Origin of the sequence: Endozoicomonas sp. ALB115 (genome assembly GCF_049310245.1) — a bacterium.
In the GTDB taxonomy this organism is placed as follows: Bacteria; Pseudomonadota; Gammaproteobacteria; order Pseudomonadales; family Endozoicomonadaceae; genus Endozoicomonas.
In genome coordinates this window covers 45,104-66,787 of the sequence record NZ_JBLYZG010000005.1, presented here as the reverse complement: position 1 = coordinate 66,787, position 21,684 = coordinate 45,104, and the positions used below count along the sequence as shown (strand labels likewise).

Genomic DNA, 21,684 nt, shown 5'->3' with positions numbered 1-21,684 from the left:
CAAGTCGTTCATTTTTGTTGTTAGTGGGTTCAATAATTGCGTTGTATGGTTTGCCAATCCTGAGAGATTATTTTCAGCAACAATTTTATCCAGGTGATTCTGTGGCTAATGAAGAAACTGAAGTGTTAATTTCTATTCAATAACATGAGTTTTTGTCTCATTAGCACCATCTTACATTTCACTCATTCATTGACTCATCGCCCTCAGGGCTTCCTGCAGGGTTGGCATTAAGCTGTTGTTGCAGGAACTGAACCACCTTATGATGGCCCTTTTGCCTGGCGATGGAAAGTACGTCCGCATTGTTGACCGGGTTGGAGTAGTGAATGTTGGCACCTTGTTGACACAGGTACATGACGTTATCCAGATGACCGTACTCTGATGCAGTCCAGAGTGCGCTGCCAAGGCTCTGGTATTCCACATTAACGTCAGCCCCCTGCTCAACAAGATACTTCACTACATCAATATTGACTTTGCTGCCTCTGTCAAGCAGGTATGCCACGGTATCCATACTGCCAGCGCAGGCCGCCCAATAGAGTGGCGAACCCGACCCGGCATCTTGAAGTCTTGCGCCCTTGCTGTCCAGAAATTTGACCAGTTCCAAGTGCCCCCGGCCGCAGGCCTGACACATTGGGGTTTCCTGGCCCATGCAGTGGGCGTGAATGTCTGCGCCCTTGTCCAGTAGCCACTCTACTGCTTCTATGGAGCCACTGCGGGCTGCAGAAGAGATCGGGGAATAATAACCTTCCTCATCAATGTTGATGGCCAGCCCTGCTGGCAATGTAATCCATCATCACCTTTTTACCACCCTCAGCAGCGCGGCGGAATAGGGTGGTGCCAAGGTCAGGAGCATCAATTCTCAGCTTATAACGCTCAAGCAAGTACTCCACCAGTTTGCAACTGCCAGAATAGGCCGCAGCCTCGATGGGGTGGTGTCCTTTCCGGGTGATGGCGTTGATGTCCGGGCCGCCGGCATTGATGTCCGCTCCCTGGTCAAGCAGATATTTGACCGTTTGCAGGTTGCCGCTGCGGCAGGCAGCCCAGATCAGGGTTTTGGCACCGGTTTCGCCATGGCTATTGTTTGCACCTCGCTCAAGCAGTAACCTGACCAGCTCAAAATGGCCGCAGATTGCCGCAGCATAAACCGGGGTATGTTGCCCGGTACTCTGGTTATCAATGTCCTCGCCCCGATTGAGCAGATACTCTACGATTCTGGAAAACCCCATTTTGGCGGCATGGTGAATCGGGGCATCCCTGCCCGGGCAAGCGATTTGCAGATAGGCACCGTTCATTTCCAGAAACGCCACCAGATCCTGGTGGCCACCATTAATGGCCCAGTACAGTGGCGAATTGACGCCTGTGGTGCTGCCAGCCTGTATGTCGGCATGATGTGCCAACAGAAACTTGATTATCTCCCGACGCCCGGCAGCGGTTGCTACTGACAAAGGTGCATGGAGAGGGTTACTGGCCTCAAGGTGTGACCCCGAAGACAGCAGAAACTTTACCACTTCAAGATTGCCAGCCAATGCGGCCAGCCAGATTGGGGTGTACCACGATCCTTTCTCAACAGCCATGGGCAGTAGGGCGGCAACAGAGGGGTCTAACCCGATAATGTTGACTGATTGCTGATCCAATGTCGCAATCTGGCTGGAGAGGTTGCAATTAACATCGGCACCCTGTTGAAGCAATGCTGAAATGGCGTTAATTTCTCCATGCAAAATTCCAGACATCAATTGCCATTGCCAGTCTTCCGGCAGGGGCGTAGGGGTATACTGCCCTGATGGCGCGATGGTTCGGTCTATCAGGGCGGTAGCGGCGACAGGGCTGTTGTGGGCAGGGGCAGCCTCTTTTGGCAAGGCAGGAAGAACCGGGGCCGATGACTTATCGGTGGCATCAAGGCCAGAAGGCTTTTTGTCGGTGGATATGCCGGTGAATGCACTCTGGCCATCAGGACTGGAAACTGCACCATACATTTTTTTGATCCTAATTCAGTTTTTATAAACCTACTTGACATTTATCTGCCCTTTTTTATCCCTCCCCGGACAATTATTTTTATATGGAACTACTAATGTATCAAAAAAGTGACTGATTCCTTGGCAGTAAAGATAGGGAAACTTTTTGGCTTCATTAGCCCAAACTTTCATTTCACTCATTTTTTGACTCATCAAGGATAAGCGCTTCCGGGCTTCCGGCAGGAACTGCTGCTGCAATCTGTTGTTGCAGGAATTGAACCACCTCCTGATGGTTCCCTTGCCTGGCAATGGAAAGTACGTCCGCATTTTCAGCCGGGTTGGAGTAGTGAATGTTGGCACCCTGTTGACACAGGTACATGACGGTATCCAGACGACCAGACTCTGATGCAGTCCAGAGTGCGCTGCCAAGACTCTGGCATTCCACATTAACGTCAGCCCCCTGCTCAACAAGATACTTCACCACATCAATAGTGCCTCTTTGTGCCGCTAACCAGAGAAGGTCGGAGATGTCAGGCCTGGGGTTAGCACTGAAATGGGTCTTGAATGCGCCGAGCAGGTACTTTATTGCGTTCAGTTGGCCTCGACAGGTCGCTTCAGTGAGTGCCATAGAGATGTGTGACGGCTTGATATGCTGCAGTATCGCCTTATTTTCAAACAGGTACTCCAATACGGGGCAATGACCTCCGTTTGCGGCGACATTGAGCAAAAGGTCTGCTTCAATTATTGCGGATTTATGTACCAGATATTTGACCAGCCGAAGGTGCCCTTGCGCTGCGGCCTCGACGACAGGCGTAGTGCGCCCGCTATCGTTGGCATTAACATTGACGCCCCTGTCAAGCAGGTATGCCACGATATCCATACTGCCAGCGCTGGCCGCCCAATAGAGTGGCGAACCCCACCCAGTACCTTGAAGTCTTGCGCCCTTGCTGTCCAGGGATTTGGCCAGTTCAAAGTGCCCCCAGGCGCAGGCCTGGCATATTGGGGATTGATGGCCTCGGCAGTGGGCGTGAATGTCTGCGCCCTTGTCCAGTAGCCACGCCACCGCTGCGATGGAGCCGCTGCGGGCTGCGGAAGAGATCGGGGAATAGTAACCCTTCTCATCAATGTTGATGGTTGTCCTGCTGGCAATATAATCCATCATCACCACCTTGCCTCCCTCAGCAGCGTGGCGGAATAGGGCGGTGCCAAGGCCGGGAGCATCAATTCTCAGCTTATAACGCTCAAGCAGGTACTCCACCAGTTGCCAACTGCCAGAATAGGCAGCAGCCTCAATAGGGGAGGTTTTTTTCCAGGGGCAGGTATTACTGTTGATGGCGTCGAAGTCCCCGCAACCGGCGTTGATGTCCGCCCCCTGGTCAAGCAGATATTTGACCGTTTGCAGGCTACCGCTGTAACAGGCTGCCCAGATCAGGGTATTTTCACCGGTTTCACCATGGCTATTGTTTGCGCCTCGCTCAAGCAGTAACCTGACCAGCTCAAAATGGCCGTTGAATGCCGCGGCATAAACCGGGGTATGCTTCCCGGTACTCTGGTTATCAATGTCCTCGCCCCGATTGAGCAGATACTCCACGACTCTGGAGGATCCTACTTTGGCGGCATGGTGAATCGGGGCACCCCTGCCCGGGCAACCGATTTGCAAACGGGCACCGTTCTGTTCCAGCAACGCCACCAGATCCTGATGGCCACCTTTAATGGCCCAGTACAGTGGCGAATTGACACCTGTGGTGCTGCCAGCCTGTATTTCGGCATGATGCTCCAGCAGAATCTGGACTATCTCCCGATGCCCGGCAGCGGCAGCTCCTGTCAGTGGTGCATGGAGAGGGTTACTGCACTCAAGATGTGCCCCCGAAGACAGCAGAAGCTTTACCAATTCAGGATTGCCAATTGTTGCGGCCAGCCGGAGTGGGGTGTATTGCGATTCTTGCTTAAAAACCCTGGCCAGTTGGGCGGCAATTGAGGGGGCTACCCCGCTAATGTTGACAGGTTGCTGATCCAATGTCGCAAGCTGGCTGGAGAGGTCGCAATTCACATCGACACTCTGTTGAAGCAATGCTGAAATGGCATCAATTTCTCCGTTCAAAATTCCAGACACCAATTGCCATTGCCAGTTTTCCGGCAGGGGCTGTAGGCTATGATGCCCTGATGGTGCGATGGTTCTTTCTATCAAGGCAGTGGCGGAGGCAGGGCTGTGGGCAGGGGACGTCTCTTTTGGCAAGACAGGAAGAACAGGAGCTGACGACTTATCGGTGGCATCATGGCCAGAAGGCTTGTTGTCGGAGGATGTGCCGATGAATGCACCCTGACCATCAGGACTGGAAACTGCACCATACATTTTTTGATCCCAATTCAGTTTTAACAGTACCGTTGGACATTTATTTCCCCTTTTTTATCCCCCCCCGGACAATTATTTTTATATGGAACTAATGTATTAAAAAAGTGACTGATAACTGATAAATAAAGAATGAGTTGTGAAAGAGAGGAACTTTTACAAGAAGGCGTAGTCTTAAGCTGTAATTCAACAATTCAATAATTCGATGTATCAAGCCAATCAATTACCTTCATATGATGCTTCTTTTTTTTATCTTTGGTCCAGCGCATTAGGTTTAGTAGATCAAGAACTGCAATTTGGTGCCACCGAACAGCAGCCTGTTTATCAAGGCATACCAGTTCGAGTGCTGAACCCTGTTTCTATTTACAATAGCGGACTAGATACATATCAGAATGAATCTGATTATTCTAATTCATTAATTAAATATAATATCGAATCTCTAACAGACTTCGATGCAGAAAACACTTCTGGAGCAGGTATTCAAGAGATACCACAATCCATTCTTGATGAATATGTTCCTTACCAGAATGAGTATGAACACGTTAAAAATCCATTATTACTAACACCAGGTACTCCCTTTCAGCAGCTAATAATGTGGGACGAGCTTGAAATTAGAGAGCACACAACAGCGAATCATACAAATTCAGGTTTACAGTTAACTAATCTTCCTGCCGGAATTCATAGTTCACAAGATTTACGGCCAGTTGCTGTCGTTAATCCGTTATACATGCACCAGGCTACACGTGATAACCAGACAACCCGGGCAGAAGTTAATGTTGATGGCCGTTCTTCACTTGCCGAGCGCAAAAGAAAGCGCCAAAGGGAACTTCGCAAAGATCCCGCTTACGTCGAGCGCGAAAGGGAGCGCCGAAGGGAGCGCTACCAGACAGATCCCGTTTACGCCGAGCGTATAAGGGAGCGCGAAAGGGAGCGCCAAAGGGAGCGCTACCAGACAGATCCCGCTTACGCCGAGCGTAAAAGGGAGAACGAAAGGAAGCGCTACCTGACAGATCTCGCTTACGCCGAGCGCAAAAAAGAGCGCGAAAGGAAGCGCTACCTGACAGATCTCGCTTACGCCGAGGGACAAAAGATCTATAAAAAGATCTACCAAAGAATCAAAATACAAACCTCCAACAAGGAAGAAGCTAAAGAGCAGGCTGTGATCGCCAGAGCGCGTTATCTTCAGTCATTCCATTCAGCTAATGAAGTGGTTTAATGACTTAGGACACCTTGTTAAGCACAATAGTGCCATTGATGACGAGGTAGAAAGTGACAAAGCAGCGTAAGAATTATTCTCCGGAATTTAAGCGTAAAGCCATTGCTATTGTGGTTGAGCAGGCCAGGTGCAGGACAAAAGACATTGATCAAAGCACCTGTTTTATCCGGGCAAATTTCACTAACGTGGCGATCAGTGCATTGTTAAAATCATGCCCCACATGCATACGTTGCAGGGCAAAATGGTGGGCGACAACGGATGAGCCGTCCAGGCAATCATGAATATATTCAACCAATGCATCCACTGAGGGGTTAGTGGCCGCCAGTAGTGCCACCCTTTCCAGGGTGCCGAGGCGCTTTTGCACCCCTTTTTTCAGCAGGCTCCGGACGGTGACGGCAGAAATGGCCTGATGCTGTTGGTCATTGATAAATCGCAAATCGGCCAGGGCTGTTTTATGGTCATCCAGATAGTCCATCGCCTCCTGATAATGCCCGTGGCAAATCAGTGAATAGACCTCTTGCAAAAGCTGCTGTTCCGTTTCGTTTATCCTGAGTTTATAGGAAAGAGCCTCAATTTTCAGCGCCTCAAGGGGATACCCCATATCCTGTGGAATCGGGGTTTCACCATCAGGCAGTGTGGACAAATAGGGGTGGCCTGTTTGCAAAAGAAAGGATGTGGTATTGGCTCCCTCGGTCAATACAGGCAGATCGGAAGCCGTGATCAGATGATGAAACACCGGTTTTGGCAGGTCTGGCAGCAAACAGATGGCAACGGCTTTATGTTTGCTGAACTGTCCCAGCTGTGCCTCAACCTCTTCCGACTCAGAATCAATAATCACCAGTGTTTTGGCCATGCCCGGGTTATCAGGCAGTTCGTTGGGTATCTGGGATTTACCCGTCAAAATCAGCGTGGGTTTGCTCTCTTGGGTGACTTTTTGCAGGGCATCGATCCATCGACCTAGCAGCTGTTCTCTTCTGGGTAAAACGTCCTGATGCTTTAACCCATAAATGACATTCAAATGGATATGCCCTTGTCGGCACAAAGTACAGATTCTGCCCAGGGTTTTCGCCTGTAAGGGACTGTTTATGGGTGAGGCATTCAAGGCTTCTCTGATCCACTGTCGTTCATCCCGGTCGCATGTAAAAGTTCTGATGGTGCCAGGCTCCGGAAGCAGGCTGTTGGGTGGCAGGTGCAGGGGGATTTTTCGCAGGTTCAAACCATCAAAATCGGTGTACAACACCCGACCATCCGGTGATGTACTGTCAAATCGGTAGGGTTTTACCACCATGTAATGATCGCAATGGACAGTGTGTTGCTGGTGTTTTTCGGGCAGATCCAGAAATGAAAACACCACAGCAGGTTCTGGTACTCCATCATCGCACTGTACGATGGATAGTGTACTTTGCCCCATACGGAAACATTGCGGGAGGCGTCTGTCAGGATCAAAGCCGGGCAATAACAGCGCCAGCTTATTGAGCTCCACCCGCTTTAATCGTTCTGTTTTCAGCCCTTCAGCAGATTCCGGGTCGGCATTATTGTCTGATTGACCTGTTGCTTCCGACTGCCGGGTAGCGGTGGGTTGATGCCATGGGGGCGATAATCGCAGTTGAATTTTTGGAGCGCCCAATCCAACCAGCTGGTTGACCAGTTGTACGCTGACATTTTCATCACCCAGAGCGATAAAGCTGTGCGCTTGCTCCCTCTTCATGCAGAAAAAGGTGCCATACACCCCCACCTCTCCAAGCCACTGAAGCACCTGTTTTGCCCTATGGCGTAATGCCCGGCTACCGGATGAAACCGTCGACGATAAATCCATGGCCTGAATGAATGTACTGCCCAGAGGATTGTCTTTTTGGGCAAATAGGAATTGTCCCTGAGTAACTGTCTCTTTTTGCCACGGAGACACGGAGTCACAGAGGCAAAGATTTTTTCTTTTCTCCGTTTCTCCGTGACTCTGTGGCAAGGTTTTTTCTTTGCTGGCCAACATCGGAAGTGTGGAAGTTACTTCAGGACAGTTCCATAGAGGGGCAAACAGCTCCCCGACAGGTGAGCACCGGAATGTCCCGGAACCCGTTTTTGAGATGGCTGTTTCTTTATTCGGCCTATAAGCAATAACAGGCCTGAAGGCTGGCAAAACCGATGTTCTTAACTGCTGGATTCTTTTTTCACATTGGGCATCGGTGCTGTGTAAATTGAGAAAGAACAGCAGGTGATTCAGTCTCTCACGGACACAGGGCTTCTCTATGGCAACTTTGAGAAATGCCAGCTGCGCCCGCTCTGACGCCTGGGTAAATTCCAGGCAGTGCAGCGGCGTTTTATGACTGTTATCCATGGTTATCAAGGTTTCTGGTACACAGTTCATCATCTTGATGCTGCTGCTGATATACCCCCGTAAAACAGCAATATGCAGCGGTAACAATCCTTCTTTATTTTGTTCGAGCAAAGACTGTGCACCGGCACCGGAGGCAATGATCACATCAAGACTTCCGGATGTTTTAGCCCGTGCTGCATGGTGTAATACCGTGTCGCCATTATGATCTTTTGTACACAATGCATGTTTACCTTGCTCAGTGTTGAGCGCTTTACGGAGCAACAGTGTATAATCTGACGCTCCCATCCGATGAACCAATGTCTTGCCTTCTTCGTCTGCCAACAAAAGACAGGCCGGATACTGCTCAATAAGCGACGGATGCCGGGCAACCAGACGCAGTAACTGTGCCGGATTTTTTTCCTCAATGGCCCGCTCAAAAGCAGCCGTAATGGGATGTTCAACACAGGGTAATTTCCGGACAGTTCGCTCAAGAGTGGCGGTTGTGATGAGAGGGCGCTCTGTTACTGGGCAATGGCTGGTAGCAACACTGATACGAGAATTTATTGCAACCACGGTATCGGGATTAGCGATATGAGACGGACCAGGAGACTCCAGTTTCCCATGGTTCGCAGAGGCAGATGATCTATCTGAATAAACTGGCTGGCATGGTGGAATCATATATCGATTATCCAAGGCATTGTGAGTTTTTATTACTATAGTTACTGGTTTGCTTCGTCAGAGAGCAGACCATCCTGAAAGTTCTTGTTCCGATAAAATCTTTCAACTCCAAATGTCTGGATTAACTTGCACTAAGCCTTTTTTTTTAATGTGTTTATTACAATGACAGACCCGGGCAGAGGGATAATCGCTCTTTTGTTTATCGGAACCGGCGGTGGTCTGGAACCATCAAAATTGCCTTCAGCGGAACTGGTCCCGACGTTGGTTGATGGCTTCGAACTCTCGGCAAAGTACTGGCTGGCTCCGGTGGACTCTGGCCCTGATCCCGGAACGAAAGCCAGGCTATTATTTTGGTCAGCCTCCTGGTTGTGTTTACCTGGCTATTAAATCTCCGTACCCCCAAATCAGGGTACCGATGATACTTGCCAGCAGGATCACCCAATCGCACTCACTGGCTGTTCTTTTTACTTTCCTTTCGGTAATGCTGGCATTGCCGATCTGTTCAGCCAGGTCCTTTAATTTCACGTCCCCTTCCCGGGGTAATTTATGGTTGGGTGCTTCAATCATCAGCTCGCGGCTTGGCAGTTTTTCACTTCTCTTTCTCAGGGTAATAAATGTCACCAACATGGCCCAGCAGACGACGACGGACCCTGATCGCTGGAAAAGTGCCTGATCGTCATCGCGGGTTATGTCTGAAATCAGCGAAGCGGTCACTGTTGTTGCGGTGGCCAGCGTGCTGAGGATAAAGGTGCTATTCCACTTTTTATTGCGTTCCCACCAGTTATTATGCTTCAGGCAGGCAGGTTCTGCGCCTTCACGAGGTAATGCGTCGTTTTCCGGCCTTAAGGTGTGCATATTGATAATGTAGGCATCCCGATTATCCTGCCGGGATGAAGATGATGGGCCCGGGAGAGGTGCAGTCAGCCGATTCTGGCGCACAGCACTTTTATCATCCGCCATTTTTGACTGGGTTGAGGTTAAGCAGGAAAGGGAGGCAACGTGTTCTTTTCTTGCGGCAAAAGTTCGGTCATTAATCAAGGCATGGCCAGGATCTACGGTTTCATCTCTGAACGTTGACATGTTAACCGGTTCAAGAAGCTCTCTGGTACTTCTGCCATGGAACAGAGAATTTTTTGAACTTCGTGTTTTTGGGGCTTGATGCCGACTGTCATCAAGTTGGCCGGTGTTAATATCATACGCAGGTCTGCTGATCGGTGTACTCATCATTATCCCCCTGGGCTAACCTATAAGTCGCGGAACTGGATAGAGACCTGCTAAGTGTAATTGCTTGTTGAGGACTGGTTTTCAGTTATGCCGATTTTTTTACTCAGGCAGCAAGTTCGCCATTATCAAAAACCACCATGTCGCCGGGCTGAATAGGGTGCCAGGTCTCATTAATGGTTAACGGGTCAGTGGCTATTATAGAAACGATGTCGTTTTCTGTGGTTTCTTTGGCAAAATCCACCGTAATGTCGTCATCTTTGAGACTGGCCTGATTAAACGGCGCTCTGCGGGTTATCCAATGCAACCGGGTGCTGCAGTAGCAATAGAGATAGCGGGAGTCGCTCAGCAACATATTGAATACGCCCAGCCCACGCAGTTCGTCACAGAGCTGGCGGATAAAGCGTTGCAGCGTACTCACCCTTTTGGGTGGTTTGGGGAAGCGCTCACGCGCCTGGTCCATGATCCAGCAAAAAGCGTACTCACTGTCCGTGGTTCCCACCGGCAAGTAGTGTTTCAGGGGGAACTTCTTAATGCCTTTCAATTGGCCGTTGTGGGCAAAGGTCCAGTGTTTGCCCCAGAGTTCCCGGGTAAAGGGGTGGGTGTTTTCCAGGGCAATTCTGCCTGCATTTGCCTGGCGGATATGACTGATCACGATGGTGCTTTTGATCGGGTAGCGGCAGACCAGGTTGGCAATTTCAGAATCACAGCTTGGGTTGGGATCACGAAATTCCCGTAACCCTTTGCCTTCATAGAACGCGATTCCCCAGCCATCACTGTGGGGGCCGGTTTTGCCCCCGCGCTGCATCAGGCCACGGAAGCTGAACACAATATCCGTAGGCGTGTTGGCGCTCATTCCAAGAAGTTCACACATTATTTGATAAATCGCGGTTAAGTTCAGGATTTCTGGCTGGAATCAGGGCCCAGGGCGGGTTCTTTGCGTTGATGTTTAGCGTGGCTTGTGTTGGGCTTTTGCCTTTTGTCAGAAGCTGCTTTTTTTGCCTTGCCGACCGGTAATAACAAGCCTGCAATCACTGCAACACCAGCGGCAATTGCCACAGTCCGCCCCGTTCGCCACATGGCGTCAACTCCCAGGCTAAGGCCATCATAAAGGCTGATAAGGAAGGCCGGGCCAAGATAGCTATGCTCAGGGTGAACAGTACCGGGCAGGAAAAACAGTACAGCAAAAGCCAGCATCAGAGGCCGCTTTAGCCGCGGATGCCAATTACCAACAATAAACCACAGGCTCAGCAGGCAGCCGAAGGCTCCTGCCAGGTAAACTGCCCAGCCCCAAAAATACTGCAATTCCGTCATTGACTCTCCAACAACCGCCATTGAACCAATGGCGGTTAATGTTATTTACCGCCATCCTTTGGTGTTGTCAGGAGGTGGCGCTGGTAGGTAGTTAACCAAATAACCAAGGGTGCATTTTGCATCAATTGACCACAATATGAAAACAGCCACTGATGATAAAATGAAATTTAATCACCAAAGACCGAAAGAGGGTTGAAATCTCCACCACTGCCCATATCTCCTGACTATCAAAATACTCAATGTGTTGATTAACCGGAATTGAGGTTCTAATGGCAGTCGAAACGAAAAAAGAAACGCTGGGCTTTCAGACTGAAGTGAAACAGCTTCTGCACCTGATGATTCACTCTCTCTATTCCAATCGGGAGATTTTTTTACGGGAGCTGATTTCCAACGCTTCCGATGCCGCAGACAAGCTGCGTTACCTGGCACTCAAGAACAGTGAGTTGCTGGAACGTGACCCAAATCTTGACGTCAGGGTGGATTACGATAAGGACGCCAACACCGTCACCATCGCCGATAACGGCATTGGCATGAACCGTGACGATGTGATTACCCATCTGGGTACCATCGCCAAATCCGGTACTTCGGACTTCCTGAAAACACTGACCGGTGACCAGAAGAAAGATTCCCAGCTGATCGGTCAGTTTGGTGTTGGTTTCTATTCCGCATTTATTGTTGCTGACAAGGTGACCGTTGAAACCCGCAAGGTAGACACAGAAGAAGCCGTGCGCTGGGTGTCCGATGGTTCCGGTGAGTTTACCGTTGAGCCAATAACGAAGGACAAACGGGGTACCACCATTATTCTGCATCTGAAGCCTGAGGCTGAAGAGTATGCGGATGGCTGGCGCCTGCGTAATATCATCCGCAAATACTCTGACCATATCTCCATGCCAATCCTGATGCGCAAGGAAGAGATGCCAGCGACAGAGGAAGAAAACGAAGAAGAGAAAGACAAAGACAAAGCGCCCGAGTGGGAAACGGTGAATACGGCGAAAGCCCTGTGGACCCGTTCCCGCAGCGACATCACGGATGAAGAGTATAAAGAGTTTTACAAACACATCAGTCATGACCATACCGACCCACTCAAGTGGAGCCACAACCGGGTAGAAGGCAAGCTGGAATACAACAGCCTGCTTTATATTCCCGCCAAAGCTCCCTTTGACCTGTATAACCGTGATATGCAGAAAGGGTTGAAACTCTATGTTCAGCGTGTCTTTATCATGGATCAGGCAGAGGAATTCCTGCCCATGTACCTGCGCTTTATCAAGGGAGTGGTGGACTCTAACGATCTGTCCCTGAACGTTTCCCGGGAAATCCTTCAGAAAGACCCGGCCGTTGACAGCATGAAAACCGCGCTGACCAAACGAGTGCTGGATATGCTGGAGAAACTGGCTAAGAAAGAACCTGAACAATACGCCAGTTTCTGGCAAGAGTTTGGCCAGGTGCTCAAAGAGGGGCCAGCGGAAGATTATGCCAACCGTGAGCGTATTGCCAAACTTCTGCGCTTCTCATCCACTGAGAGCCAGGGGCTTGAGCAGGATCAATCCCTTGAAGGCTACGTTTCCCGGATGAAAGAAGGTCAGGACAAGATCTACTACATTACCGCAGAGACGTCCAAAGCGGCGGCCAACAGCCCACATCTTGAGGTATTCCGCAAGAAAGGGCTGGAAGTTCTGTTGCTTTCTGATCGGGTCGATGAGTGGCTGATGTCCCACCTGTTCGAGTTTGACGGCAAATCGTTCGTTGATATTGGCCGTGGTGATCTCGATCTGGGTAAGCTGGACTCCGAAGAAGAGAAGCAGGCCCAGGAAGAGGCGGCTAAAGAGAATGAAGATCTGGTCAAGCGCATCAGTGATGTGCTGGGTGCTGATGTCGAATCGGTTCGGGTGACCCATCGTCTGACGGACTCTCCAGCCTGTCTGGTGGTTGGGCAGAACGATATGGGGATGCAGATGCGCCGCATTATGGAAGCTGCCGGCCAGAGCATGCCAGAATCCAAACCGATCTTTGAGATTAACCCGGAACACCCATTGATTGGCCGACTGGATAAAGAAGTGGACGAAGATCGCTTTGCCGACCTGACCCGGGTGGTATTTGATCAGGCCAGCCTGGCGGCGGGTGGTCAACTGGACGATCCGGCGGCTTATGTTCAGCGTCTTAACAAGCTGTTGCTGGAAATGGCTGTCTGAAAATAGTGGATTAAGCAGCAAAAAGGCGAAGTCATGACTTCGCCTTTTTTGACTATCAAGCGGATGACATGTTGACAATTTTGATGGGTCATCTCTGCCTGAATTTTCAAGATTCTAAATTCCTCCCAGTCCTCTTCAACTTGATACTTTCGAGTACATGCTTAGACATTTGAAATTGTTGAGGGGGAGATAGTTTAGATCCCATCACCACTGGTTTTGGTGCTATTGCCGGTTTTTTGTCGCTTTTTATCACCTTCTTACCCGATAAAACAGCAGGAAGAGGGGGTGGTGGAGGAATTATACCAGGACCCACAGGAACCGTTTCAATTTGCTTTGGAGCAACCCTGGCAGGTTCCACGGGCTGGGATTCTGACTTTCGTGGTTTGGACTCCAGAACCCTTTCCGTTCCTTCTGTTTCTTTTCTGCGTTCTTTCAGTCTTTCAAAAAGCTCTTCTGTAAATTCTTTATTTGATTTTTCGTGTTTTTTATTCTTTCCCTTTTGTTCAGCACTAATGTTGCGTTTAATCTGCGCCCATGTGTCAGGTTGTTTCATTATTGGTGGCGGCGGCGGTGCAGCGGGAGGGGTTGATGGTTTTTTGACAGAAAGTGCAATATTCGGCATGCTCTTATACGTTCGGGAGTAACTGCCGAATTTGGAGATATCTGAACTGGTAGGCATATAAATAGTATTTGCACAACAAGCTATTAAATGGTCTTTAAAGCTTCCTTTTTTAGGCTCAGTATTTTTATTTTCTGATTTATTCGCAATATGTAAAGCCTGGGTGATTTTCGATGCAGTTATCATGGCAACTTCTCCGTTCGAGTACTTAAGCTCTTCCATGGTTGATTGTTTTTATTGCGCCAATTTCTAATTCATTTAATTATTGGTCTTTTTAATGATTATTATAAATAAAACTTTTGGATAAGAAGGTGACTTACGATAGATATCCTGGCCCGGAAACATCATAATTAACTTCTTGCTAATGCCCTGAGCCCAGTGCTGTTACACTTCCTGCCTTGGGGGCGGATCCGGTAAATTTCCAGCAGCAGCGGTTATTTGCGATGATGATGAACTGTAATTCATTGATATGCAGGAAGTTTCAGACCGAATCCGGCTTTTTTGGCAAAGTCGTTGCCTTTCATGTCGATAAGTTGCTCTATCAGGGCAACTAAACTTTACAGGCAATGAAACCACTCAACCTTTCTGCCTCAACTCCTTCCAATATCAACTCTGAAAAGGAGGGGAGTGAAGCCCATACCGACCAGGCTGACCGGCAGCCCACGAATACAACCAAAACCCCACCTGTCACAAAACACATCCCCACAACTGAAAATGACGTTGGCTATGAAAGTCGCAGCACCTCTTTGTCCAGTCGCTCCGGGTTATCAGTCGAAGATACCGGAATACTCCTGACCCCAAGCTCTGAGGTTTCGGAAGATTCAGTTTTCTGGGAAAACAGTGACCACTCAATACTGAGCGAACAGGCTTCAATCACTAAAACACTTGGACACGGTGCCACTGCGATTGTTGACCTGGTCGAACAAATGGATGTTCATGGAATCTCTGAAAGTTTTGCCCTGAAAAGGCCAATAACAAACTCCCGTCACGAAGCGGCTATAGAGTCTCTGAATCGGGAAGCAGTGATAATGAAAAAAGTAGGCGACCATCCAAACATTGTAAATTGCTATGGTTTTGAGGAGGTCGATAACCGGTCAGGATTACTTTTTGAGTTCATAGATGGGCAAAATCTTCAAACGCTGACCATCACACTCATACACCAACTGAAAACAGGAATTATCACGCCTGACGAATTTTTTAATGCCTATGCCCATCTGCAAGAACAGCAACTGTTTGCCCTGGCGCATCTTGAAAAACAAGGGATTGTTCACTCTGATGTTAAACCATTTAACTGTATGTTTGACCAGAATACCCAAAGCGTTAAACAGCTGGACTTCGGACAAGCGGCAGTAGCCGGAGAAAGTTCGCATTTTGGCAGTGAGGATTTCGCCGCACCGGATACGTTCAAATTACTGCAAGACCTGAACGCACATATCCCGGCAAAAACAGCAGACGATGCGTTTGCTTATGGTCAAAGTCTCTACAGAGTTCTGAAAGAGCTGGAAACCGGAACAGCCGTCAGCTTCTGTCACGATGCCGAACTATGCACCTTTTTTCCCTCAGAGCGTCAAGCCCGGGCTCTGGCACTTTCCCACGCCATGCAGAGATACGAAACCGTAAAGCCTGATAACACTTACCATAAGGCCATACCCAATGATAAAAAAAGCCTGGAGCAACTGTGCTTGAGAGTAGCTTCGGTAAGCCATCCAAATATCCAGGATTTCAATACATTGACCCAAACGGCTGAGGCCTTAAAAAGCTACCTTGAGCCGATGGTTTGCTTAATCAATGATCTTTTACACCCAAACCCGTCATTACGCGTTCTCCCTTCCCAAGCATTGCATTATCAGTGGTTTGAAAAATGTATCTCCAGTGCTGAGGAAGCGAAAAAGACCCAGGTTTTCGCGGTTAACAACAGAGCATGAACTAGGAGGCTGTCCTAACGATTTTGATCGGTTGTGCCCTGGCATACACGGCCAGGCCACCCAATGAGGTTTCCCGGTATTTGGCCTGAAGATCCAACCCTGTCCGATACATGGTTTCAATGCAGCTGTCCAGCGACACCGCATGGTCACCATCGCCACGCATGGCCAGACGGGACGCAGTGATGGCCTTGATGGCGGCCATGCCATTGCGCTCAATGCAGGGAATCTGCACTAACCCTGCGATGGGGTCGCAGGTCATGCCCAGATGATGTTCCATGCCGATTTCAGCGGCATTCTCCACCTGTTCCATGGTGGCACCTTGAATGGCAGCCAACGCTGCGGCAGCCATTGAGCATGCAGAGCCTACTTCAGCCTGACAGCCCGCTTCGGCTCCGGAAATCGACGCATTCATCTTGATCAGCGAGCCAATGGCAGCGGCTGTGGCAATAAAATCACGAATTCCCTGCTGATTATTTCGCGAGATAAAGCGGGTGTAATAGGCCAGCGTCGCCGGGATAACGCCAGCAGCACCGTTGGTCGGAGCCGTGACCACACGGCCCCCGCAGGCATTTTCTTCGTTAACGGCCATGGCAAACAGGGTTACCCAGTCCATGATGGCAAAGTGATCCATCAGCATGGCTTCAGGGTTGCTGGTCAGCTTTTTATGCATATTCGCGGCACGGCGCTTCAGGCCACTGACCGGAAGGGTTCCTTCCATACGCAGGCCCCGTTCGATGCAGGCGTGCATGACTGCCCAAATGGCATCAATCCTGTCATTTACCAGGTCTCCATCACCCTGATGCCGGGCAACTTCATTGGCAATAGTCAACTGGGCAATGGTCAGGTTATGCTCATGGCAAAGGTCAAGAAGCTCTGCGGCGGTTCTGAAAGGATAAGGGATCTGACAGGAGTCTTCCGAGCTGTTGGCCGCCTCTGGCTGATTGTACCCATCGGCACAGACCACAAAGCCACCGCCAATGGAAAGATAAGACTTGTAATAAATCACCACACCATTGTTGTCGGAAGCGAAAATGCGCATGCCATTGGGGTGCTCAGGCAGCGTTTCTCCGTTATGGAAAATCAGATGCTTGTGGTAATCAAAGTCAATGGCGTGTTTACAGGCCAGCTTGAGGGCTTTATTGGTTTTGATATGTGCAAAAATCTGATCAGCTTCATCGGGATCAATAGTGTCCGGGCGATAACCGGCCAGGCCGAGCAGGGTGGCTTTATCGGTGCCATGGCCAACACCAGTGAGCGCCAGTGAGCCATAAAGACCAACACGAATGGATGAGATACTGGACAGGATGCCTTTTTCTTCAAGCTCGTTCAGAAAGCGGTGTCCTGCCCACATTGGACCCACTGTGTGTGAGCTGGATGGGCCAATGCCTGTTTTGAAAATATCAAAAATACTGAGCATAGTTTGCTGGTTCGGTAAAAAGGTTAAAGTAAGCGGCGGATTTCTGATGCCTGTCAGGGTATTGCTGCTTTGAAGCACATGGCTGTTTCGGGCACTTTTACCTGAAGTACCTGAAGAGTTCTTGTCCTATTGTGCCGTCATTTGTTTGGGACTGATATTGCGGGAGTGCCATCGGCTCTGCCGGTATTCCGAATGATGATTGTGACTGTTCCGGGGCCGCAGGGCCCCGGCGGGGGATCACATCAACTGGGAAGTAATAAAGCCAGTAATGGCAATCAAGCCCATCACCACGGTGAAGATGTTGGCCCTTGAGCGGTATTTGGCCATTGCTGGTACTTTATGGGTTGCGTATACCGGCAGGATGAACAGAATCATGGCCAGAATTGGGGCAACCAGTGATTCGATCATGCCCATGACGCTGACATTGGCATAAGCAACAGCCCATACTGACAAAGTGATAAAGACGATAACCCCTTTATCGATGGCTTTAAGGTTTACCTGCTTCCCCTGTGCCCTGGCACGATTAACGATCATGCCCTGCAGGCCTTCGCGGGTTCCCATGTAGTGCCCGAAAAAGGATGAAGAGATGGCAATAATCGCCACAACCTGAGCGAGCCAGGCAAAGATCTGGTTGTCAGTGCGCTCGGCAAAAATGGACAGAATTGGCAGGTTTGCAGCCTTGGCCTGAAGCAGCTCTGCTGGCGACAGGGTAAGAACGCAGCTGTAAACAAAGAACATGGTAAAACCGACCAGCATCATGGTGGTGCGCTTCAGTGTCTTGCTGGTCTGCTGTTCGGCGTTATCTCCCAGCTCGCTGCGATAGGTTGAGGCAAAAGAAGAGATGGCAGGAGAGTGGTTAAAGGCAAATACCAGCACCGGAATGGTCAGGAAAACGGTTTTCAGAAAGTCGCCAGCGGAAACAGAAACATCAAACTGGGCAGTATTCCACTGGGGAATCAGATACACAGAGGTCCCAAAAAGCACAATGATCAGCGGGTATACGATGGCATTGGTGACTTTCAGTACGGTCTTCTGACCGGCGACCATAACGCTGACCATGGCGGCCACAAGCACAAAGCTCAGGATTGCACGGTTTGGCTCTGCCATCCCCAGCTGATTAACCATCAGTGAATTGACAGTGTTGGTAATACCAATGCCATAGATCAGAAGGATAGGGTAGATGGAAGCAAAGTAGCCCAGAGTGATCAGGCTTCCAGCCTTTTGACCAAAATGTTCGGTAACGGTTTCGGTAATATCGGCCCGGGGATTTTTGGAGGACAGGCACAGGCGATTGAGACCGCGATGGGCCAAAAATGTCATGGGGCCGATAAGGATGGTCATCAGAATCAGGGGCCAGATGCCACCAAGACCTGCGTTAATGGGTAAAAATAGAACGCCGGCACCAATAGCTGTGCCAAACAGTGTCAGCATCCATTGTGTATCACGTTTCTCCCAACCGCCCGTCGAGGCATTATTTATAGCAATGGATTGAGTGAAGGTTTGTGACATTTTGTGTTATCCAGTCATTATTTAATGAGTTGCGCGGACTGTACAGAATTAATGCATTGTGTGTTTTGATGTATGTCAAAATGATTATTTTTGTTTTGTAGTGTGGTGGTGTGTTTTAGGGGCTTTATGATCTGATGTTCTACGTTATTGTCCGGCTCCCCCCGTCACCTTCATCAAGGCTACCGGGAGTTCGACGCTTGTAGCATCGCAGCAACTCTATATCCTTTCGGTATATACGGATTTAGAAGCGGGCAATTTCAGTTAAGCGACAGAATCTGGCAGATCAATAAAAGTGGAACTAATCTGTCTTCTAATTTATTGAAAATGACCAGCATGTTTCTGCAATGAAAGGGTTGTTATCTGTCGAGCAGTTTGATGCCTTTCTGGTGCCTCTGTCGGAGGAGTCACCGGGGGGAGAATACCTGAAAAGCAATCGTGAACTGTATCGTCCCCTGCGCAATGCCTACAACATCGCCCAAACCAGTCTGCAGAAACTCTCCCTGAATCCGGATCCCACAGAGCTGGATATTCTGGAGATCGAAAACCGGGAGAACTGGTTGCAATTGCGCACCCTGTTGCTGGAGGTTCTGGAGAAATCTTCCCGGGACCTGGAGTGCCTGGCATGGCTGGCCATGGCTCAGCTGTTTACCAGCCGTCCCTTTGCGCAACTGGCCCTGGTGATTCAGCTGATTGACCTCTGTATCAATCAATTTGGCGAGCAGATACAGCCTTTTCTGCCGGTGGAAAAGCTTCGCTCAGCAGACCCGGATAACGCCGGTATGGAGCGGGCTGAGGTTCAGGGGCGGGCCCTGAAGCTGCTGTTCGGTGAATCAGAGGACAGTTGCCAGATTGCCGTGCCCCTGCGCATGTTGCCCCTGGTCAGTGATATTGACTATGTCTGCTACCAGCATGAAGAGGCCAGCCGCAACGAGCTGAAACAGAAGGTTAAGATAGCGTTTTCATCTTCCCAGCAAAACGACACAGACGACATTAACGTTGTTGTTACGCAAATAAACGACATTCAGGATGTTCTTGATGGGCTTGATGCCCTGGATAAGACCCTGATAGAGCATTTCAAAAAAATAAATATGCCCGCGCCGGGCAGCCGGTTTCTGCGTCAGGCCCTGGAGGCCAACCTGCAGGCCATTGCTGACCTCACCGAGGGGTTGATTACCCCCTGGCCACCGGATGTTCGCAAGGCTGCCCGGGATAACCACGGTATCACAGATTTCCCCAGGGACACTGCCGAGCCAGACGCGAGTGTGCAGGAAACTGTCGTCCAGAATGAAACAGGCAACGCTGGCGAGCAGCAGGCCGCCGGGACTGATCCATCGTTTAACCGCAACCAGGCATTCCAGCAGCTCAGGCTGTTGTCCGATTATTTTCAGCGTACCGAACCTCAGAGTCCGGTGTCGTATTTATTGGAGAAAGCGATCCGCTGGGGATATACGCCGTTGCCTGAATTAATGAATGAGCTGCTGCAGGATAACAATAACCTTATGGGCCGGATTATGGAGTTAACCGGCATGAATACCAGCCATCAGGTCCCCATTCCCGGCCCCGGTGTAGCAGGGCTCAGCCATATTCCTGCGGTCCTGACCGAAACACTGGCCCCTGAGCAGGCCGCTGCGGAACCTGAGCCTCCGACATCACCACCTGACTATGCAGACAACGTAAGTCGTCAACAAGAGGTTATTACTGAACCTGTCCCTTCCGTTTCCGATCCCCCCGGAGGGCTCAATATCAGTAATCTGGATGACCTTGTGTAACCAGCACCGTTTCTGAGGAAAAAGTTATGGCCAATATGTACATGAAGCTGGGCGAAGCCACGAGTAAAGGTGATGCTACGGCTGAATATACCGGTGGAGACAGTGTCGCTGGCAAGGGCTGGTTTGCCATTCGCTCCTTCAACTGGGGTGCCGCCCGGTCGGTAAGTATGGATATTGGCAATGGTATGAATCGTGATGCCGGCATGGTGGCCATGAGTGAAATCACTGTCAGCAAGGAGATGGATGGTGCCTCGGAAAATATTCTCTCACGGATGTATGTGCCCGGGGATACAGGCGACACCGTTGATATTATTGTGACCAAGCCTGATCGCTCCGGTCAGGGGGCACAGGTTTACCTGCAGCTGCAGTTAACCAATGCCCGGATTGTCAATTACAGCCTCAGTGCGTCCGACGGTGCTACCCCGTTTGAGAGCATTGCCCTGGCCTACAGCAAGGTCAAGGTGAAACACTGGAATGAAGGCGAAGGCGGTAAGCTGGAACCTGGTGGCGATGTCACCTACGACCTGCCTACCGGCAAGGCGGAATCCCATTCCAGTAAAGGTTAGGGCCAGTTGAGGAATAACAGGGGCAAAGATTATGGCGTTGAATACACAGCATAAACGCATCAGTAAAAACCGGGTCAGCATTACCTACGATGTGGAAACCAACGGTGCCCTGGAAAAACGGGAGCTGCCTTTTGTGGTCGGGGTTATTGGTGAGTTTTCCGGCGATAAGCCGGACAGCCACAAAGAAGAAGTGGACTTCCGGAACTTCACTGATATCGATCAGGATAACTTTGACTCGGTCATGGCCACCATTGGTCCCCAGTTGAATTTGAAAGTGGCCAATAAACTGGCCAGTGCCGGTGATGAAGGCAGCGAGGATGATACTGAGTTTGCCGTCAACCTGTCGTTTGCCTCCATGAAAGACTTTGAGCCGGCCAATGTGGTCCAGCAGATTGAACCCCTGCGCAAACTGATGGCAGTACGGAATCAGCTGAGGGAGTTACTGGCCCATGCGGACCGTTCCCGGGATCTGGAGGCCCTGCTGAAGGAAGTACTGCAGAGTACCGATGCCCTGACCGGGCTATCCGGCGAGCTGGGTATTGATGCTAATGACCTCGGTGCCTCTGGTGATGCCGGTGAGGGTAAGGATTGAACCGGTCACCGGGAACAGCAGGAAACAGGAAAATGTGAGATTTTTTCCTTTTCCATAGA

General features: G+C 50.0%; 16 protein-coding genes. 6 read left to right on the top strand and 10 right to left on the bottom strand.

Features of this window, described 5'->3' with window-relative positions:
- Nucleotides 1–178: 178 nt before the first annotated feature.
- The 3 genes from ACO6VE_RS03695 to ACO6VE_RS03685 form a co-directional block, all read right to left on the bottom strand.
- Nucleotides 179–778, bottom strand: coding sequence for an ankyrin repeat domain-containing protein (locus tag ACO6VE_RS03695; protein WP_422459761.1), 600 nt, complete (start codon nt 776–778; stop codon nt 179–181).
- Nucleotides 750–1,970, bottom strand: coding sequence for an ankyrin repeat domain-containing protein (locus tag ACO6VE_RS03690; RefSeq protein WP_422459759.1), 1,221 nt, complete (start codon nt 1,968–1,970; stop codon nt 750–752). Before ACO6VE_RS03690 ends, ACO6VE_RS03695 begins: the two co-directional genes overlap by 29 nt.
- A 172-nt stretch (nt 1,971–2,142) precedes the next feature.
- Entirely contained in the window at nt 2,143–4,302 is a 2,160-nt protein-coding gene (locus tag ACO6VE_RS03685; protein WP_422448117.1) for an ankyrin repeat domain-containing protein, read from the bottom strand.
- A 202-nt stretch (nt 4,303–4,504) separates the two neighbouring features.
- On the opposite strand from ACO6VE_RS03685, the gene ACO6VE_RS03680 reads away from it, so the two are divergent.
- Complete coding sequence (locus ACO6VE_RS03680) at nt 4,505–5,515, top strand: hypothetical protein (RefSeq protein ID WP_422459757.1); 1,011 nt, start codon at nt 4,505–4,507, stop codon at nt 5,513–5,515.
- Between the two features lie 148 nt (nt 5,516–5,663).
- On the opposite strand, the gene ACO6VE_RS03675 is transcribed toward ACO6VE_RS03680, so the two are convergent.
- From ACO6VE_RS03675 to ACO6VE_RS03660, 4 genes are all read right to left on the bottom strand, one after another.
- Complete coding sequence (locus tag ACO6VE_RS03675; protein WP_422459756.1) at nt 5,664–8,504, bottom strand: hypothetical protein; 2,841 nt, start codon at nt 8,502–8,504, stop codon at nt 5,664–5,666.
- A gap of 372 nt (nt 8,505–8,876) precedes the next feature.
- On the bottom strand, nt 8,877–9,584 hold the full coding sequence (locus tag ACO6VE_RS03670; protein WP_422459754.1) for a hypothetical protein: 708 nt from the start codon (nt 9,582–9,584) through the stop codon (nt 8,877–8,879).
- Between the two features lie 247 nt (nt 9,585–9,831).
- Nucleotides 9,832–10,599, bottom strand: a complete 768-nt coding sequence (locus ACO6VE_RS03665) for a class II glutamine amidotransferase (RefSeq protein ID WP_422448107.1) — start codon at nt 10,597–10,599, stop codon at nt 9,832–9,834.
- A 23-nt stretch (nt 10,600–10,622) separates the two neighbouring features.
- Nucleotides 10,623–10,922: a hypothetical protein gene (locus ACO6VE_RS03660; protein WP_422459752.1), complete on the bottom strand. Its 300-nt coding sequence runs from the start codon at nt 10,920–10,922 to the stop codon at nt 10,623–10,625.
- A gap of 386 nt (nt 10,923–11,308) precedes the next feature.
- Here ACO6VE_RS03660 and htpG point away from each other — a divergent pair, with 386 nt between their 5' ends.
- Nucleotides 11,309–13,228: a molecular chaperone HtpG gene (htpG, locus tag ACO6VE_RS03655; protein WP_422459750.1), complete on the top strand. Its 1,920-nt coding sequence runs from the start codon at nt 11,309–11,311 to the stop codon at nt 13,226–13,228.
- Nucleotides 13,229–13,334: 106 nt separating this feature from the next.
- Here htpG and ACO6VE_RS03650 read toward each other — a convergent pair whose 3' ends face one another.
- On the bottom strand, nt 13,335–14,069 hold the full coding sequence (locus tag ACO6VE_RS03650; RefSeq protein ID WP_422459748.1) for a hypothetical protein: 735 nt from the start codon (nt 14,067–14,069) through the stop codon (nt 13,335–13,337).
- Between the two features lie 344 nt (nt 14,070–14,413).
- On the opposite strand from ACO6VE_RS03650, the gene ACO6VE_RS03645 reads away from it, so the two are divergent.
- A complete protein-coding gene (locus tag ACO6VE_RS03645; protein ID WP_422459746.1) occupies nt 14,414–15,772 on the top strand; it encodes a protein kinase domain-containing protein in 1,359 nt (452 codons plus the stop codon).
- 1 nt (nt 15,773) lies between these two features.
- Here ACO6VE_RS03645 and ACO6VE_RS03640 read toward each other — a convergent pair whose 3' ends face one another.
- Together ACO6VE_RS03640 and ACO6VE_RS03635 are read right to left on the bottom strand one after the other, a co-directional pair.
- Nucleotides 15,774–17,189 (bottom strand): L-serine ammonia-lyase, encoded by a 1,416-nt coding sequence (locus ACO6VE_RS03640; RefSeq protein ID WP_422448097.1) that lies wholly within the window; start codon nt 17,187–17,189, stop codon nt 15,774–15,776.
- A 237-nt stretch (nt 17,190–17,426) separates the two neighbouring features.
- Complete coding sequence (locus ACO6VE_RS03635) at nt 17,427–18,698, bottom strand: aromatic amino acid transport family protein (protein WP_422448095.1); 1,272 nt, start codon at nt 18,696–18,698, stop codon at nt 17,427–17,429.
- A gap of 344 nt (nt 18,699–19,042) precedes the next feature.
- Here ACO6VE_RS03635 and ACO6VE_RS03630 point away from each other — a divergent pair, with 344 nt between their 5' ends.
- Genes ACO6VE_RS03630 through tssB form a run of 3 tightly spaced genes read left to right on the top strand, consistent with a single transcriptional unit; the run spans nt 19,043 to nt 21,625 of the window.
- Nucleotides 19,043–20,467 (top strand): ImpA family type VI secretion system protein, encoded by a 1,425-nt coding sequence (locus tag ACO6VE_RS03630; RefSeq protein WP_422448093.1) that lies wholly within the window; start codon nt 19,043–19,045, stop codon nt 20,465–20,467.
- 26 nt (nt 20,468–20,493) lie between these two features.
- Nucleotides 20,494–21,033 carry an Hcp family type VI secretion system effector gene (locus ACO6VE_RS03625; protein WP_422448091.1) on the top strand — a complete coding sequence of 180 codons (540 nt, stop codon included), beginning with the start codon at nt 20,494–20,496 and terminating at the stop codon, nt 21,031–21,033.
- 31 nt (nt 21,034–21,064) lie between these two features.
- Nucleotides 21,065–21,625 (top strand): type VI secretion system contractile sheath small subunit, encoded by a 561-nt coding sequence (tssB, locus tag ACO6VE_RS03620; RefSeq protein WP_422448089.1) that lies wholly within the window; start codon nt 21,065–21,067, stop codon nt 21,623–21,625.
- Nucleotides 21,626–21,684 lie beyond the last annotated feature (59 nt).

Excerpts from the sequence above, each read along its gene's own strand:
- ACO6VE_RS03690 (WP_422459759.1), bottom strand. The coding sequence starts at position 1,970 with ATGTATGGTGCAGTTTCCAGTCCTGATGGCCAGAGTGCATTCACCGGC.
- ACO6VE_RS03685 (WP_422448117.1), bottom strand. The coding sequence starts at position 4,302 with ATGTATGGTGCAGTTTCCAGTCCTGATGGTCAGGGTGCATTCATCGGC.
- ACO6VE_RS03680 (WP_422459757.1), top strand. The coding sequence starts at position 4,505 with ATGTATCAAGCCAATCAATTACCTTCATATGATGCTTCTTTTTTTTAT.
- ACO6VE_RS03675 (WP_422459756.1), bottom strand. The coding sequence starts at position 8,504 with ATGATTCCACCATGCCAGCCAGTTTATTCAGATAGATCATCTGCCTCT.
- ACO6VE_RS03670 (WP_422459754.1), bottom strand. The coding sequence starts at position 9,584 with ATGTCAACGTTCAGAGATGAAACCGTAGATCCTGGCCATGCCTTGATT.
- ACO6VE_RS03665 (WP_422448107.1), bottom strand. The coding sequence starts at position 10,599 with ATGTGTGAACTTCTTGGAATGAGCGCCAACACGCCTACGGATATTGTG.
- ACO6VE_RS03660 (WP_422459752.1), bottom strand. The coding sequence starts at position 10,922 with ATGCTGGCTTTTGCTGTACTGTTTTTCCTGCCCGGTACTGTTCACCCT.
- htpG (WP_422459750.1), top strand. The coding sequence starts at position 11,309 with ATGGCAGTCGAAACGAAAAAAGAAACGCTGGGCTTTCAGACTGAAGTG.
- ACO6VE_RS03650 (WP_422459748.1), bottom strand. The coding sequence starts at position 14,069 with ATGGAAGAGCTTAAGTACTCGAACGGAGAAGTTGCCATGATAACTGCA.
- ACO6VE_RS03645 (WP_422459746.1), top strand. The coding sequence starts at position 14,414 with ATGAAACCACTCAACCTTTCTGCCTCAACTCCTTCCAATATCAACTCT.
- ACO6VE_RS03640 (WP_422448097.1), bottom strand. The coding sequence starts at position 17,189 with ATGCTCAGTATTTTTGATATTTTCAAAACAGGCATTGGCCCATCCAGC.
- ACO6VE_RS03635 (WP_422448095.1), bottom strand. The coding sequence starts at position 18,698 with ATGTCACAAACCTTCACTCAATCCATTGCTATAAATAATGCCTCGACG.
- ACO6VE_RS03630 (WP_422448093.1), top strand. The coding sequence starts at position 19,043 with ATGAAAGGGTTGTTATCTGTCGAGCAGTTTGATGCCTTTCTGGTGCCT.
- ACO6VE_RS03625 (WP_422448091.1), top strand. The coding sequence starts at position 20,494 with ATGGCCAATATGTACATGAAGCTGGGCGAAGCCACGAGTAAAGGTGAT.
- tssB (WP_422448089.1), top strand. The coding sequence starts at position 21,065 with ATGGCGTTGAATACACAGCATAAACGCATCAGTAAAAACCGGGTCAGC.